This is a genomic window from Allobosea sp., assembly GCF_036675845.1.
Classification (GTDB): domain Bacteria; phylum Pseudomonadota; class Alphaproteobacteria; order Rhizobiales; family Beijerinckiaceae; genus Allobosea.
This window is the reverse complement of sequence record NZ_JAKFED010000041.1, coordinates 1-14,253: the sequence shown is the minus strand read 5'-3', so window position 1 is coordinate 14,253 and position 14,253 is coordinate 1. Positions and strand designations below refer to the sequence as shown.

Genomic DNA, 14,253 nt, shown 5'->3' with positions numbered 1-14,253 from the left:
CCGATGCGCCTGGCGCCGCTCCTGCTCTGCCTCGGGCTCGCCTTCGCCGGCCCGGCGATTGCCGTGCAGCCCGACGAGGTCCTGCCCGATGCGGCGCTGGAGCAGCGGGCGCGCCAGCTCTCGGGCGGGCTGCGTTGCCTGGTCTGCCAGAACCAGTCGATCGACGATTCCGACGCGCCTCTGGCGCGCGACCTGCGCATCCTGGTGCGCGAGCGGCTCGTCGCCGGCGACAGCGACCGAGCGGTCGTCGATTTCGTCGTGGCGCGCTATGGCGACTTCGTCCTGCTCAGCCCGCCGGTCAATGCGCGCACCGTTGCGCTCTGGATCGGGCCTTTCGCGATCCTGGCCTTCGGGATGCTGTTCCTCTGGCGGCGCCGTGGCCGCGCCGCCACCCCGGCCGCGGAGACGCCGGCGCTCAGCCCGGACGAGCAGCGCCGCCTCGACGAACTGACGCGCGCCGAGCGCGACTGAAGCTGGCGGCGGCGAGTGCCGCAACCTTACGAAATCGTCATGCTCGGGCGAAATCCGGGTAAGGCGCGGGCCGCCATGGTGCACCGGACGAGGCAGGGAAGTCCTGCGCTCCATACCGAGGTTCGCACCATGATGACCCCCGAGAATTCCTCCCAGACGGCCCAGCATTCGCCGGCGCCCGCCCGCTCGATCCTGAAGCGCGGCGCGCTGATCGCTGGCGCCGCCACCCTCAGCATCGGCCTGATGGCCGGTATCGCCGACAATCTGCTGACTGCGCATGGCGGCGCCAACGCGCAGCCGATCCAGCTTTCGGGCGTGCAGACGCAGCTGCCCTCCTTTGCCGACGTCGTCGAGAAGGTGAAGCCGGCCGTGGTTTCCGTCCGCGTCACCTCCCGCCTCGCCAATGCCGGCGAGGAAGGCGAGAGCGGCATCAACAGCCTGCCGCCCGGGCACCCGCTCGAGCGCTTCTTCCGTGAGTTCGACGAGCAGAATCCGCGCCGCGGCCACCGGATGCCGCAGCCGGAGCGCCGCGCCATGGCGCAGGGCTCGGGCTTCTTCGTCAGCCAGGACGGCTATGTCGTCACCAACAACCATGTCGTCGCCAATGCGGCCGAGGTCCAGCTCGTCACCGACGATGGCAAGACCCTGACGGCCAAGGTGATCGGCACCGATCCGCGCACCGATCTGGCGCTGCTCAAGGTCAACGAGTCGGGCAACTACCCCTTCGTCCAGCTCGCTGGCGCCAAGCCGCGCATCGGCGACTGGGTGGTGGCGGTCGGCAACCCGTTCGGTCTTGGCGGCTCGGTCACGGCCGGTATCGTCTCGGCCCAGGGCCGCGACATCGGCTCGGGCCCCTATGACGACTTCATCCAGATCGACGCGGCGGTGAACCGCGGCAATTCCGGCGGCCCGACCTTCAACCTCAAGGGCGAGGTCGTCGGCGTCAACACCGCGATCTTCTCGCCTTCAGGCGGCAATGTCGGCATCGCCTTCGCGATCCCGACGACGACCGTCGCCAGTGTGGTCGAGGCGCTGAAGAAGCACGGCACGGTGGCGCGCGGCTTCATCGGCGTGCAGATCCAGCCGGTCACCGCCGAGGTCGCCGATGCCATCGGTCTCAAGGACGCCAAGGGCGCCCTGATCGCCGAGGCGCAGCTGGACGGACCTGCCGCCAAGGCCGGCCTCAGGCGCGGCGACACGATTGTCGCGGTGAATGGCGAGAAGATCGCCGATGCCCGCGCCCTGTCGCGCAAGATCGCCACCTTCGCGCCGGGCACCAAGACCAACCTGACGATCTGGCGCGACGGCAAGGAGCGCGAGGTTTCCTTCGAGGTCGGTCGCCAGCCGGCGGCCTGATCGGATCCGGCTCTAGTCGGGCATGTTCCAGCGCGTAAGCGTGAGTCAACTTGCAGGAACATGTCCGGGCGGATGGTTTTCCCCGGCTGTCACGTCGCCCCCGTCGGGGAAGTCCGCCGCCTCGGCGGCAGGTCGGATCATCGCATCCGGCCTGCCGCTTTTTTTGCGCCTGTCGTTCGGCCGGCGTCGCTCGGCCCACAGGAAATCACGTCAGCTCGGTGATTTCAGCATGTCCCGATCGCGAAACTGGGCTCCACTTTGCGGAATGTGCTTTTGCCGAGGTAATCTGCCGCCATGCGACTCCTGATCGTCGAAGACGACGCCGAAGCGGCGGCCTATCTGGTCAAGGCCTTCCGCGAGGCCGGCCATGTTCCCGACCATGCCGCCGACGGGCTCGAGGGCTATGGCCTCGCCCAGGGCGGCGGTTATGACGTGCTGGTCGTCGACCGCATGCTGCCGCGCATGGACGGGCTCTCGCTGATCCGCTCGCTGCGCGAGCAGGAGGATGCGACGCCGGCCCTGATCCTCTCGGCGCTCGCCCAGGTCGACGACCGGGTCAAGGGCCTGCGCGCCGGCGGCGACGACTACCTGCCCAAGCCCTATGCCTTTTCCGAGCTGCTCGCCCGGGTCGAGGTGCTGGCGCGCCGGCGCGGGGCGCCGGCCTCGGAGCCGACCACCTACCGCGTCGGCGATCTGGTGCTCGACCGGCTGGCCCATCGCGTCACCCGCGCCGGCGGCGAGATCGTGCTGCAGCCGCGCGAGTTCCGGCTCCTCGAATATCTGATGAAGCATGCCGGGCAGGTCGTGACCCGCACCATGCTGCTGGAGAATGTCTGGGACTATCATTTCGACCCCCAGACCAATGTCATCGACGTCCATGTCTCGCGCCTGCGCGCCAAGATCGACAAGGGCTTCGAGCACGCGATGATCCACACCATCCGCGGCGCGGGATACATGGTCCGTGACACAGCCCGCTGATTCCGCGGCGCCGGCTCTCGTCAAAGAGTTGGAGCAGGATTGATGCGAAAAACCGGTTCCCACTTCTTCGCATCCAGCTCCAGCGGCCAGCGCCTGCTGCCGAACCTGTTCCGCACCACGGCGTTCAAGCTGACGGCGATCTATCTCGTCGTCTTCGTCGCCTTCGCCGGCTTCGTGCTCGGCTATGTCGCCTGGAACGCCAAGCGCCTGCTCGACGACCAGATCCGCTCGACCATCGACGCCGAGATCCAGGGCCTGGCCGAACAGCAGCGTCTCGGCGGCATAAGGCGCCTGGTCCAGACCATCGAGCGGCGTTCGCGCGGGCCGGGCGCCTCGCTCTATCTCGTGGTGACGCCGCTGGGCGAGCGGATCGCCGGCAATATCGAGGCGCTGCCGCCGGGCGCGCTCGACCGGCCGGGCGAACGCGAGATCCAGTATGCCCGCTCCTCCGAGGCGCTCGACCAGACCAACCGCGCCCTCGTCCGCGTCTTCATCCTGCCGGCCGGCTTTCGCCTGCTGGTCGGGCGCGACGTCGAGGAGCGCGAGCGCTTGCGCGTCATCATCAGGCGCGCGGCGGCCTGGTCGCTGCTGCTCGTCGTGGTGCTCGGCTGCTTCGGTGGCTGGTTCGTCGCCCGCCGCGTGCTCAAGCGCATCGACGGCATGACCGACAGCGCCCGTTCGATCATGGCCGGCGACCTGAAGGGCCGGCTCCCGATTTCAGGCTCCGGCGACGAGCTCGACCGGCTGGCGGAGAACCTCAACGCCATGCTCGACCGCATCGGCGAGCTGATGAGCGGCATGCAGCAGGTCTCGGACAATATCGCCCACGACCTGAAGACGCCGCTGACCCGCCTGCGCAACCGCGCCGAGGAGGCGCTGCGCACGGCGCAGTCGCCGGAGCAGTTGCGGAGCGCGCTCGACGGTGCCATCGACGAGGCGGACGGGCTGATCCGCATCTTCAATGCCTTGCTGATGATCGCCCGGCTCGAGACCCGCCAGGTCAGCGACAGCATGGCGACGCTCGACCTCTCGGAGATCGTCGCCGGGCTGGGCGAGCTTTACGAGCCGCTCGCCGAGGAGGCGGGGCTTTCGCTCTCCGTTGCCGTCGAGCCCGGGCTTTCCTTCATCGGCAATCGCGAGCTGATCGGCCAGGCGCTCGCCAACCTGATCGACAATGCGCTGAAATACGGCAAGCCGGAGGGCGACGGCCCGGCGACGGTCGAGGTCGCGGCGCGGCGCGTCGGCGAGATGCTCGAGCTCGGGGTCGCCGATCATGGCCCCGGCATTCCCGAAGCCGATCGCGCCCGGGTGCTGGAACGCTTCGTCCGGCTCGACCAGAGCCGCAGCAAGCCGGGCTTCGGGCTCGGCCTCGCTCTGGCCTCCGCAGTGGCGCGCCTGCATGGCGGGGCGGTGCAGCTTGCCGACAACGCGCCCGGCCTCAAGGTCGTGATGTCGCTGCCGCTGGCACCGCCCCCTGTGGACAGCCCCGATGCAGGGGAACCTGCGGGCTCGACATCGCAGCCAAAGCCGGCAGGGTTCCAGTCGGCCTGAATCGGGCCTTGGCCGGGGAGGGGACCGCGTGGGCGAGCCGCTATGCGAGCGCTTGAAGGCGGCGCCTGTGCTGCCGGCGCGGGCCAAGGCCGAGGCGCTGGTCCAGCGCGAGCTTATCGAGCGCCTGCACGATGCCGCGGCGGGCGACGCGCTCACCGGCCATTTCACGGCGCATCCGGCCTCGCAGGAGCTGGTCGCCGGCATCCTCGCGCATTCGCCCTTCCTCGCCCAGATCATGCGGCGCGATCCCGCCGGGCTGCTCGCTTCGCTGACCGCCGATCCGCAGGCGCGCTGCGACGCCTTGCTGCGCGACATTGCCGCCGGCGCCGGGCCGGAAACCGCGACGGCCGATCTGATGCGCGAGCTGCGGCGCTTCCGGCAGGCGATGGCGCTGCTCGTCGCGCTTGCCGATATCGGCGGCGCCTGGTCGGTGGAGGACGTCACCGCGGCGCTGAGCGCGACTGCCGACATCGCGGTCCGGCTCGCGACCGAACATGCCCTGCGCCAGGCGGCCGATCTCGGCCGGATCGCGCTTCCCGACCCGGCCGACCCCGGCACCGGCTCCGGCCTCGTCGTGCTGGCGCTCGGCAAGCACGGCGCCGGCGAGCTGAACTATTCCTCCGACATCGACATCGTCGTCTTCTTCGATCCGGAGATGGCCGAGGCCGCCGGCGTCGCCGAGCCGTCGAGCTTCTTCGTCAAGCTCACCCAGCAGATCGCCCGCATCATCCAGGAGCGGACGCCCGACGGCTATGTCTTCCGCGTCGACCTGCGGCTGCGGCCCGATCCCGGCTCGACCCATGTCGCGGTCGCCCTGCCGACGGCCTATTCCTATTACGAGACCGTCGGCCAGAACTGGGAACGCGCGGCGATGATCAAGGCGCGCCCGGTCGCGGGCGACCTTGCGCTGGGACGCCGCTTCCTCGTCGACCTCGCGCCCTTCATCTGGCGCAAGTATTTCGACTTCGCCGCCATCGCGGACATCCATGCGATGAAGCGGCAGATCCAGTCGGTGAAGGGCTTCGAGGCGCTCGCCGTGGCCGGCCACAACGTCAAGCTCGGACGCGGTGGCATCCGCGAGATCGAGTTCTTCGTGCAGACCCAGCAGCTCGTCTTCGGCGGCCGGCGGCCGGCGCTGCGCGGGCCGCGGACCCTCGAAATGCTGGGCGAGCTGACCAATGAGAGCTGGATCAGCCCGCAGGCACGCGACGAGCTCGCCGAGTCGTACCGCTTCCTGCGCACCATCGAGCATCGCCTGCAGATGCGCCATGACGAGCAGACGCAGACCCTGCCGACCGAGGCCAAGGACCTCGAGGCCTTCGCCCGCTTCTGCGGCTATCCTTCCACCTCCGCCTTCGGCAAGGCGCTGACCAGTCACGCCAGGCGGGTCGAGGGTCATTACGCGCTGCTGTTCGAGGATGCGCCGAGCCTTGCCAGCGAGGCCGGGGCGCTGTCCTTCACCGGCACCGAGGACGATCCGGAGACGCTGGAAACCTTGCGCAAGCTCGGTTTCCGCCAGCCCAAGGTGGCGGCCGAGACCGTGCGCGGCTGGCATTTCGGCCGTCGCGCCGCCGTCACCAGCGCCCGCGCCCGCGAGGTGCTGACCGAGCTCACCCCCGCTTTGCTGGTCGCGCTCGGGCGCACCACCGATCCCGATGGGGCGCTCGCCCATCTCGACAACGCCTTCGTGCGCATGCCGGCGGCGGTGGAACTGCTGACGCTGCTGCGCTCGCACGACTCGCTGCTTCGCCTGTTCGCCGAGATCCTCGGCAGCGCGCCGCGCCTCGCCAAGGTCGCGGCGCTCTATCCGCATGTGCTCGACGCGGTGATCGACCCGGCCTTCAGCGCACCCGGCCAGGATGCCGGGCTGGTGGCGCAGCGCGTGCGCGCGATGGTCGGCGCGCCGCCGCCCAGCGTCGAGGAAGGGCTCGACCGGATGCGCGACGCCGCGCGGCAGGAGAACTTCCTCGTCGGCGCGAGGCTGCTTTCGGGCGTGATCACGGCGGAGCAGGCCGGCCATGGCTATGCGGCAGTGGCCGAAGCCTGCCTGCGCGTCGCCTTCGACGATACCCGCGCCGCCTTCACCGCCGACCATGGCGTCATCGACGGCGCCGAGGCGGTGGTGATCGGGCTCGGCCGGCTCGGCGCCGGGGAACTGACGCCGTCGTCGGACCTCGACCTGATGCTGCTCTATGATCGGCCGGAGCATGCCGAGCCGAGCGGCGGCGGCCGCCCGCTCGATCCCGTCACCTGGCATGTCCGCTTCACCCAGCGGCTGGTCGCGGCGCTGACGGCGCCGACGCGGCGCGGCACGCTCTACCAGGTCGATCTGCGCCTGCGTCCCTCCGGCAGCAAGAGCCCGGCGGCGACGCAGTTCGAGGGTTTCATCGCCTATCATCAGGGCGAGGCCGAGATCTGGGAGGAGATGGCGCTGACCCGCGCCCGCATCGTCGCCGGCGACCCGGCGCTGAAGCTGCGCGCGGAGGGCGCGATCCGCGACGTCCTGCGGCGCAGGCGTGACCCGGCCAAGGTTGCCGCCGCCGTCTCCGAGATGCGCGCCCTGATCGCCAGGGAGAAGGGTGAGGCCGATCCCTGGGACCTCAAGCTCGCGGCCGGCGGCCTGACCGACCTCGATTTCCTTGCCCAGTTCCTGGCGCTCGCCCATGCGCATGACCACCCGCAATTGCTGGCGCAGACGACGGCCGGCGTTTTTCAGGCGGCGCGCGGCACGGGCCTGATGGCGGAGGAGGATGCGGCGCGGCTGGCAGGGGCGGCGCGGCTGCTCGGCGACGTCCAGCTCTGGCAGCGCTTCACGGTCGAGGAGCGTTTCGATCCGAAGGCCGTGCCCGAACGGGTCCTGCGCCGGATCGCGGCGGCCGTCGGCCTGCCGGATGCCAAGGTGCTGAAGGCGGAGCTCGACGAGACGCGCGGGCGGGTGCGGGCGCTGTTCCGGCAGGTGCTGGCGGCGGCGAAGGGCTGAGCTGCACTCGGCGTCCTTGCGCTCGCGATGACGATCAGGCGGCCTGCTCGAGCTCCGGCTGCACGGCGCCCTTGAGCGGCAGATGCACCATGACGATCGTGCCCGAACCCATCACGGAGCGGATGCGCAGCGAGCCGCCATGCAGCTCCGCCAGCGATCGGGCGATGGCGAGGCCCAGCCCCGAGCCCTTGTAGCTGCGCGCCATCTCGCCCTCGACCTGCTCGAAGGGCCGGCCGATCCGGCCGATCTTCTCCGGCGGGATGCCTATGCCGGAATCCTCGACATAGATGTTGAGCGCGCCTGGCGCCGGCCGGACGCGAACCGCGACCTCGCCGCCTTCCGGCGTGAATTTCACGGCATTGTCGAGCAGGTTGGCGAGGATCTGGAACAGGGCGTGCGAATCGGCCTCGAGCCGCAGTTCGCTGCCGACCTCGCTGACGAAGGAGAGCCGCTTGCGAGCGATCGCCTCCTGGTGCGTGCGGGCCGCCTCGGCGACCACGAGGTCGAGCGCGACCTCGGCCTTCTCCAGCGTGACCTTGCCGGATTCGATCTTGGCCATGTTCAGTATGTCGTTGATCACGGCGAGCAGATAGCCGCCGCTGGAGCGGATGTCGCGGACATATTCGTCATAGCGCTCGGAGCCGAGATTGCCGAAGAGCCGCGCCTCCATGATCTCGGAGAAGCCGATGATGGCGTTGAGCGGCGTGCGCAGCTCATGGCTCATATTGGCGAGGAATTCGGATTTGGCCCGGTTGGCGCTCTCGGCCGAGGCCTTCTGCTCGAGATAGAGCTCGGCGAGTTCGGCGAGTTGCTGCGCCTGCGCCTCCAGCTTCTGGCGCGAGGCCTTGAGGTCGGTGACCGTGGTGAGCAGCTGGTGCTCGGAGCGGGTCAGGCGCTCCTCCTGCTGCTTCAGGGTGGTGATGTCGGTGCCGACCGAGACCGAGCCGCCATCCTTGGTGCGGCGGCCGTTGATCTGGAGCCAGCGCCCGTCGGAGAGCTTGGCTTCATAGGAGCGGCTGCCGGGTTCGGCGCGCGCGCTGCGGACCGGCTCCCGTTCGACGCTGGGCTGGGCGCTGCAGCCCATGATCGCCTCATAGCTCGCCCCGGTGCGCACGAGCTCCGGCGGGAGCTGGTGGAGCTGCTGGTACTTGGCGTTGCAGAGCACGAGCTTGCGGTCGGCATCCCAGAGCACGAAGGCTTCCGAGATCGCCTCGACGGCATCGCGCAGGCGCATGTCGGCGGTGGCGGTGCGGGCGGCCATGCGGTGCTGCTCGGAGATGTCGACGACGATGCCGACCAGATGGCGGGCCCCGGTGCGGCGGTCGAGCACCAGCTCGGCGCGGGCCTTGAGCCAGATCCATTGGCCGCTGGCGTCGCGGACCCGGAATTCCTGGTCGAGATGGCTGGCCTCGTCGCGGCTGATCGCGTCGGCCAGCGCATAGAGATCGGCATCCTCGGGGTGGATGAAGGCGTTGACCTCGCCGAAGGACATGAACTCGCCGGTGCGGTTGTAGCCGAGCATGGCGTACATCGAATCCGACCAGTAGATGCGGCCCTTCGCCAGGTCCCAGTCCCAGAGGCCGCAATGGCCGCGGCTCAGCGCGGTGTCGATGCGCTCGCGCACGCAGTCGCAATCGTCGTCGGCGGCGCGGGCGCGCTTCGATTGCAGGACGAATGCCATGGTGATGCCGACGAGCACGATCCCGGCCGAGCCGAACAGCACCAGGATCGAGCGCTGCCGCTCGTCCCAGACCGAAAGCGCGCGCTTGACCGGCTGGAGCACGGCGACCTGGCCGAAGGGGGCGGCGAGGTTGCGCACGGTCGCCAGCGTCTCGAGGCCGCCCGGCAGCATGACCTTCATCACGCCGGCCCGTTCCGCGAAGACGGTCAGCGCCTGGGAGGGGCCGAGCAGCTCGACCAGGCTGCGGCCGCCATTGCCGATCATCGGCTCGCTGGCGATCACCATGCCGGAGGCGTCGCTGACATGGATGATGCGGCCGCGGCCGGCGATATGCTTGGTGCTCAGCGCCGCGAGGACGGTGCGGACGTCCTTTTCGTCCCGCGAGGCAAGATCCAGCTCGCGCGCCAGCAGGGCGGCGAGAATATCGAGGTCCGTTGCTGTATCGGCGAGGGCGTCGTCACGCAGGGCGTTGGTTTGAACATAGGCGCCGAGCGCCATGATCACGACAAAGGTGGCGACCAATGCCGGGATAACCTTGCGGAAAACCGGCTCCAGTTTCTCGAAGCGCTGATAGAGCGGGTGCGTCAGCGATCTTGCGACACCAAGAATTGAGCCCGCGCGCACGTTTGCGCAAGCCGCGTTTGCACGCGTCATTGCCCGTCCCCCTTCGGAAGCGATGTACCGTCAGCAGATCGGGAGACGTGCCGCATCCCCGAATCAGTTTCAGTTGAATCCTCGGGCGGCGGTTTGTCTAGCTTTGAGTTGAGTCAAACCCTCGCTTTACGCGCCAGGGTTGCAGGGGATTCGCCAATGAATCCTGTGCGCGTAATCAAATGTTAACCTTCTGGACAGGTGGCCCCGGAGCGACGGGGTTGCCGCAGCGTCAGGCGAGCGAGCGGGCGGCGATATCGGCGACGTCGCGCGACAGTCCCGGCGTCGCCGCGACCATGGCGAGCGCGCTCTTGGCCAGCTCCCGGCGGCCGTCCTCGAGCATGCGCCAGCTCTTGAACGAGCCGAGCAGGCGCGAGGCGACCTGGGGGTTGGCCCGGTCGAGCTCGATCACGATCCCGGCGATGAAGCCGTAGCCGGCGCCGTCGGCACGGTTGAACTGCGTCAGGTTGGCGGCGAAGCCGCCGATCAGCGCGCGCACCCGGTTGGGATTGCCGGGCGAGAACGCCGGGTGGCCCATCAGGCCCCGGACGCGGTCGAGCGTGCCGTCCTCCGGAATGAGTGCCTGCGCCATCAGCCATTTGTCGAGGACGAGCGGCTCGCCGGCATAGAGGCTGGCGAAGCGGGCGATCAGTTCCTCGCGGGCCTCGCCCGGGATCAGCGTCATGGCGGCGAGCGCCGCGAGCCGGTCGGTCAGGTTGTCGGCGTCGGCGAACTGCGCCTGCGTCAGCCTGCTCGCCTCGGCCGGCGCACCGAGGGCGAGCAGGCCCAGCGCCTCGTTGCGCAGCGCCCGGCGGCCGGCCGGGCCGGCCGCCGGCGAATAGGGGCCTGCCTCGCGCAGGCCGGCATGCAGGGCGGCCAGGGGCCCGGCCAGCGCCGCGCCGATTTCGCGCGCAAGCTTGCGATGCGCGGCGAAGACGGCGTCGGGGTCGACATCCTTGCCGATCTCGCGGGCGATGTCGGCCGGGCCGGGCAGGCGCAGGGCCTGGGCGGCGAAGGCCGGATCGGCCGTTGCCGGGCCGGCGAGGAAGCCTTCGAGCGCCTGCGCCAGCTCGCCGGCCTTGGCGTCGAGCCCGCCGAGATCGCCGCTCGCGCCGGCCCGCACCAGCGCCCGCGTCGCCACGGTCTGGAGAGCCTGCCAGCGGTTGAAGGAATCGCTGTCGGCGGTGAACAGGCGCAGCAGTTCGGCATCGCCGAGATCGAGCTCGAGCCGGACCGGCGCCGAGAAGCCGCGCAGCAGCGAGGGCGCCGGCGCCTCGGAAAGACCGGTGAAGGTCACGCTCAGCGAGGGCTGGTCGAGCACCACGACCCCGCCGGCCTTGAGCGCCGGCGAGATGCTGCTCAGCGGCAGGTCGCCGGATCTGCCGACGAGGCCGAGCGCGACCGGGATGACCAGCGGCACCTTCTGCGGCTGGCCCGGCGTCCGCGGCGTCGACTGGGCGAGGTCGAGCGTGTAGCTCTTCGCGGCCGCATCGTAGCGGCCCGCTGCGACGACGGTCGGCGTGCCGGCCTGCTCGTACCATTGCGCGAAATGGGCGAGGTCCTGGCCGGAAGTCTCGATGAAGCAGTCGAGGAATTCCTCGATCGTCGCCGCGGTGCCGTCGCAGCGCTCGAAATAGAGGTCCATGCCGCGCTCGAAGGCGTCGTCGCCGATCAGGACCTTGAGCATGCGGATCACCTCCGCGCCCTTCTCGTAGACCGTCGGCGTGTAGAAGTTGTTGATCTCCTTATAGGCGCGCGGCCGCACCGGATGGGCGAGGGGCCCCGCATCCTCGGAGAACTGGGTCGCGCGCAGGGTCCGGACGTCGGCGATGCGCTTTACCGGGCGCGAGCGCTCGTCGGAGGAGAATTCCTGGTCGCGGAAGACGGTGAGGCCTTCCTTCAGGCAGAGCTGGAACCAGTCGCGGCAGGTGATGCGGTTGCCGGTCCAGTTGTGGAAATACTCATGCGCGATGATCGCCTCGATCGAGGCATAGTCGCCGTCGCTGGCGGTTTGCGGATCGGCCAGCACGTATTTGTCGTTGAAGATGTTGAGGCCCTTGTTCTCCATCGCGCCCATGTTGAAGTCGGAGACGGCGACGACGTTGAACACGTCGAGATCGTAGTTGCGGCCGAAGACGCGTTCGTCCCAGCGCATGCAGCGCACCAGCGAATCCAGCGCCCAGCCGGCGCGGCCGGCCTTGCCCGGCTCGACATAGACCGCGAGCTCGACCTTGCGGCCCTCCGCGGTGACGTAAGGCTGCCGGACATGGTCGAGCTTTCCGCCGACGAGCGCGAAGAGATAGGCGGGCTTGGGATGCGGGTCGTGCCAGACGGCGAAATGGCGCTCGCCGCCCGGAAGTTCCGCCGCTGCGACGAGATTGCCGTTGGCGAGCAGCACCGGCGCCTCGGCCTTGGCCGCCTCCAGCCGCACCGTGTAGACGCTCATCACGTCGGGCCGGTCGAGGAAATAGGTGATGCGGCGGAAGCCGTCGGCCTCGCATTGCGTGCAGTAGACGCCGCTGGAGCGGTAGAGCCCCATCAGCTTGGTGTTGGCGCCGGGATCGAGCTCGGTCTCGAGCCGCAGCGAGAACGGCCGGTCCGGCGGCGAGGCCAGCGTCAGCGTCTGCGGCGTGGCGCTGTAGAGGCCGGGATCGAGCGGCACGTCGTCCAGCGCGATGGAGCCCAGCGTCAACTCGTCGCCGTCGAGCACGAGCGGCGCACCTGGCCGCCCATGCGGGTTCGGCCGCAGCTTCAGCAAGGCACGCACCCGCGTCTTCGTCGCGTCGAGCACGATGTCGAGGTCGACGGTGTCGATCAGCCAGTCGGAGGGGCGATAGTCCTCGAGACGGATCATCGGGGCGTCTTCGGCGGGCATGGCTGGTCCGATCGTTGTGAGTCGTCTTCGTCTTAGAGCACGCTCATCCGGCACGGAACCACGCCGTCATTCCGAGGCAGGCCCCTCGGGTCCGACCTTCGGTCGGCCCAAGGGTAAACTCCGGCCTGGGCCCGGAACCCATGACCACGATGCTGCTCCAGTTCGTCATGCTCGCCCTTGTGGCGAGCATCCACGTCTTGAACACCGCCCTGGCCGAAGAAAGACGTGGATGGTCGGGACAAGCCCGGCCATGACGGGTGAGGTCGTGTTCACGGGTTCCGGGCTCGACGCTGCGCGCCGCCCCCGTGACGATGTGCGTCTGGAGAAAACCGACCCGTTCTCACGGATTTTCGGCGGTGACGACCGGCTCGGCATGGCTGACCAGCCGGCAGACATCGGGACGCGCCTGGCGCACCGCCCGCTCGATGGCGTCGACGGCATGATGGACGGCGGCGATATCGAGCGCGCCGTCGGCGCGGCAGTGATAATTGACCACCAGCCCGTTGCGGGTCTCGCGCACCCGCACGCTGTGGATGTCGCGGATCGGCCCGCCGGCCCCGCTCGCGCGCGCCGCCTCCTGCGCGATCGCCTTGCCGATCGCCTCGACGGTCTCCCAGGGGGCGTTGTGGCCGCTGGGCTGGCCCGTCTCCATCGGCTCGATATGGGTCTCGACCTCGGCATCGCGGCCGAACTCGTCGCGGATCGCGCTTTCGAGCCGGGTCGCGATCTCGTGCGCCTCGGCGAGCGGCAGGCAGGCGTCGACCTCCATGTCGAGCGAGACCGAGAGCCGTTCGCCGATCGTGTGGACGCTGACATGGTGCACCGGCACCTTCATCTTCAGCGCGATCAGCAGCACGCGCTCCAGCGCCGTCTCGTCGTCGACCTGAACCGGGTTGGCGGTGACGGTGATCTCGGAACCGGGTTCGGCGACGAGCAGCGCCCGCGAGAGATCGTCCTTGATCGCGGTGACCCGGTCGAGCGGCAGGGTGCGCGAGACCAGGATGCTGATCTCGCCCTGGACCTGCCCGCCGGCCGGCCGCAGCTTCAGCCATTCCACGCCGACGACGCCGGGCACGCCTGCCGCCGCGGCCCGCAACCCATCGGCGAGCCCCTTGGGGGCGGCGTCGATCAGCGTGTCGATGGTGCGCCGCCCGAGCCGGTAGGCGGTGACGATCATGAACAGCGCCAGTGCCAGCGCGGTCGCGCTGTCGGCGAGCGGCACGCCCATCCGCGACAGCACCAGGCCGAACAGCACCAGCGCGGTGCCGACGAAGTCGGTGGCGAAATGCGTCGCCTCGGCCGCGAGCGCCTGGCTGCGGGTATCGCGCGCCACCGTGGTCAGCGTGCGCCAGCGCGTGGCATCGACCATCAGCGAGAACAGCAGCACGCCGACGACGAGCGGCGTCACCTCGATGGCCGGCTCGGTGCCGGCGCGCAGGCGGTTGGCGGCTTCCCACAGGATCGCGCCCGAGAGCCCGAACAGGATCGCGGTCTCGAGCAGCGCCGCCAGCGCCTCGACCTTGCCATGGCCGTAATGGTGCTCGTCATCGGCCGGCTTGTCGGCGGCGCGCACCGCGAACCAGGTGAACAGGGTCGAGCCGATGTCGATCAGCCCCTGCAGCGCGTCGGTCAGCAGCGCGAGCGAGCCCGAGACCAGCGCCGCCGCGAATTTGGCGAGCTTTTTTAATGATACGGCGACCACCGAGAGGG

8 protein-coding genes are annotated in these 14,253 nt (G+C 69.6%); 5 read left to right on the top strand and 3 right to left on the bottom strand.

Annotated elements, in window-relative coordinates; genetic code table 11:
- Nucleotides 1-3: 3 nt before the first annotated feature.
- The 5 genes from V6M56_RS03935 to V6M56_RS03915 all read left to right on the top strand — a co-directional run bounded on the left by V6M56_RS03935 (nt 4) and on the right by V6M56_RS03915 (nt 7,336).
- Nucleotides 4-471 carry a cytochrome c-type biogenesis protein gene (locus tag V6M56_RS03935; protein ID WP_332681423.1) on the top strand — a complete coding sequence of 156 codons (468 nt, stop codon included), beginning with the start codon at nt 4-6 and terminating at the stop codon, nt 469-471.
- A 129-nt stretch (nt 472-600) separates the two neighbouring features.
- Nucleotides 601-1,827, top strand: coding sequence for a trypsin-like peptidase domain-containing protein (locus V6M56_RS03930; RefSeq protein ID WP_442881075.1), 1,227 nt, complete (start codon nt 601-603; stop codon nt 1,825-1,827).
- Nucleotides 1,828-2,121: 294 nt separating this feature from the next.
- Nucleotides 2,122-2,805 (top strand): response regulator transcription factor, encoded by a 684-nt coding sequence (locus V6M56_RS03925; RefSeq protein ID WP_332681422.1) that lies wholly within the window; start codon nt 2,122-2,124, stop codon nt 2,803-2,805.
- A gap of 42 nt (nt 2,806-2,847) precedes the next feature.
- Complete coding sequence (locus tag V6M56_RS03920) at nt 2,848-4,356, top strand: HAMP domain-containing sensor histidine kinase (protein WP_332681421.1); 1,509 nt, start codon at nt 2,848-2,850, stop codon at nt 4,354-4,356.
- 28 nt (nt 4,357-4,384) lie between these two features.
- A complete protein-coding gene (locus tag V6M56_RS03915) occupies nt 4,385-7,336 on the top strand; it encodes a bifunctional [glutamine synthetase] adenylyltransferase/[glutamine synthetase]-adenylyl-L-tyrosine phosphorylase (protein WP_332681420.1) in 2,952 nt (983 codons plus the stop codon).
- 34 nt (nt 7,337-7,370) lie between these two features.
- Here V6M56_RS03915 and V6M56_RS03910 read toward each other — a convergent pair whose 3' ends face one another.
- The 3 genes from V6M56_RS03910 to V6M56_RS03900 all read right to left on the bottom strand — a co-directional run.
- Nucleotides 7,371-9,539, bottom strand: coding sequence for a PAS domain-containing sensor histidine kinase (locus tag V6M56_RS03910; protein WP_332681418.1), 2,169 nt, complete (start codon nt 9,537-9,539; stop codon nt 7,371-7,373).
- 361 nt (nt 9,540-9,900) lie between these two features.
- Complete coding sequence (gene pepN / locus V6M56_RS03905; RefSeq protein WP_332681417.1) at nt 9,901-12,543, bottom strand: aminopeptidase N; 2,643 nt, start codon at nt 12,541-12,543, stop codon at nt 9,901-9,903.
- A gap of 340 nt (nt 12,544-12,883) precedes the next feature.
- Nucleotides 12,884-14,253: cation diffusion facilitator family transporter (locus tag V6M56_RS03900; RefSeq protein WP_332681415.1), on the bottom strand; the 1,370-nt coding region annotated here is incomplete at its 5' end.

What these genes read in the sequence shown, in the direction of transcription:
- V6M56_RS03935 (WP_332681423.1), top strand. Translation starts at nt 4, where the DNA reads ATGCGCCTGGCGCCGCTCCTGCTCTGCCTCGGGCTCGCCTTCGCCGGC.
- V6M56_RS03930 (WP_442881075.1), top strand. Translation starts at nt 601, where the DNA reads ATGATGACCCCCGAGAATTCCTCCCAGACGGCCCAGCATTCGCCGGCG.
- V6M56_RS03925 (WP_332681422.1), top strand. Translation starts at nt 2,122, where the DNA reads ATGCGACTCCTGATCGTCGAAGACGACGCCGAAGCGGCGGCCTATCTG.
- V6M56_RS03920 (WP_332681421.1), top strand. Translation starts at nt 2,848, where the DNA reads ATGCGAAAAACCGGTTCCCACTTCTTCGCATCCAGCTCCAGCGGCCAG.
- pepN (WP_332681417.1), bottom strand. Translation starts at nt 12,543, where the DNA reads ATGCCCGCCGAAGACGCCCCGATGATCCGTCTCGAGGACTATCGCCCC.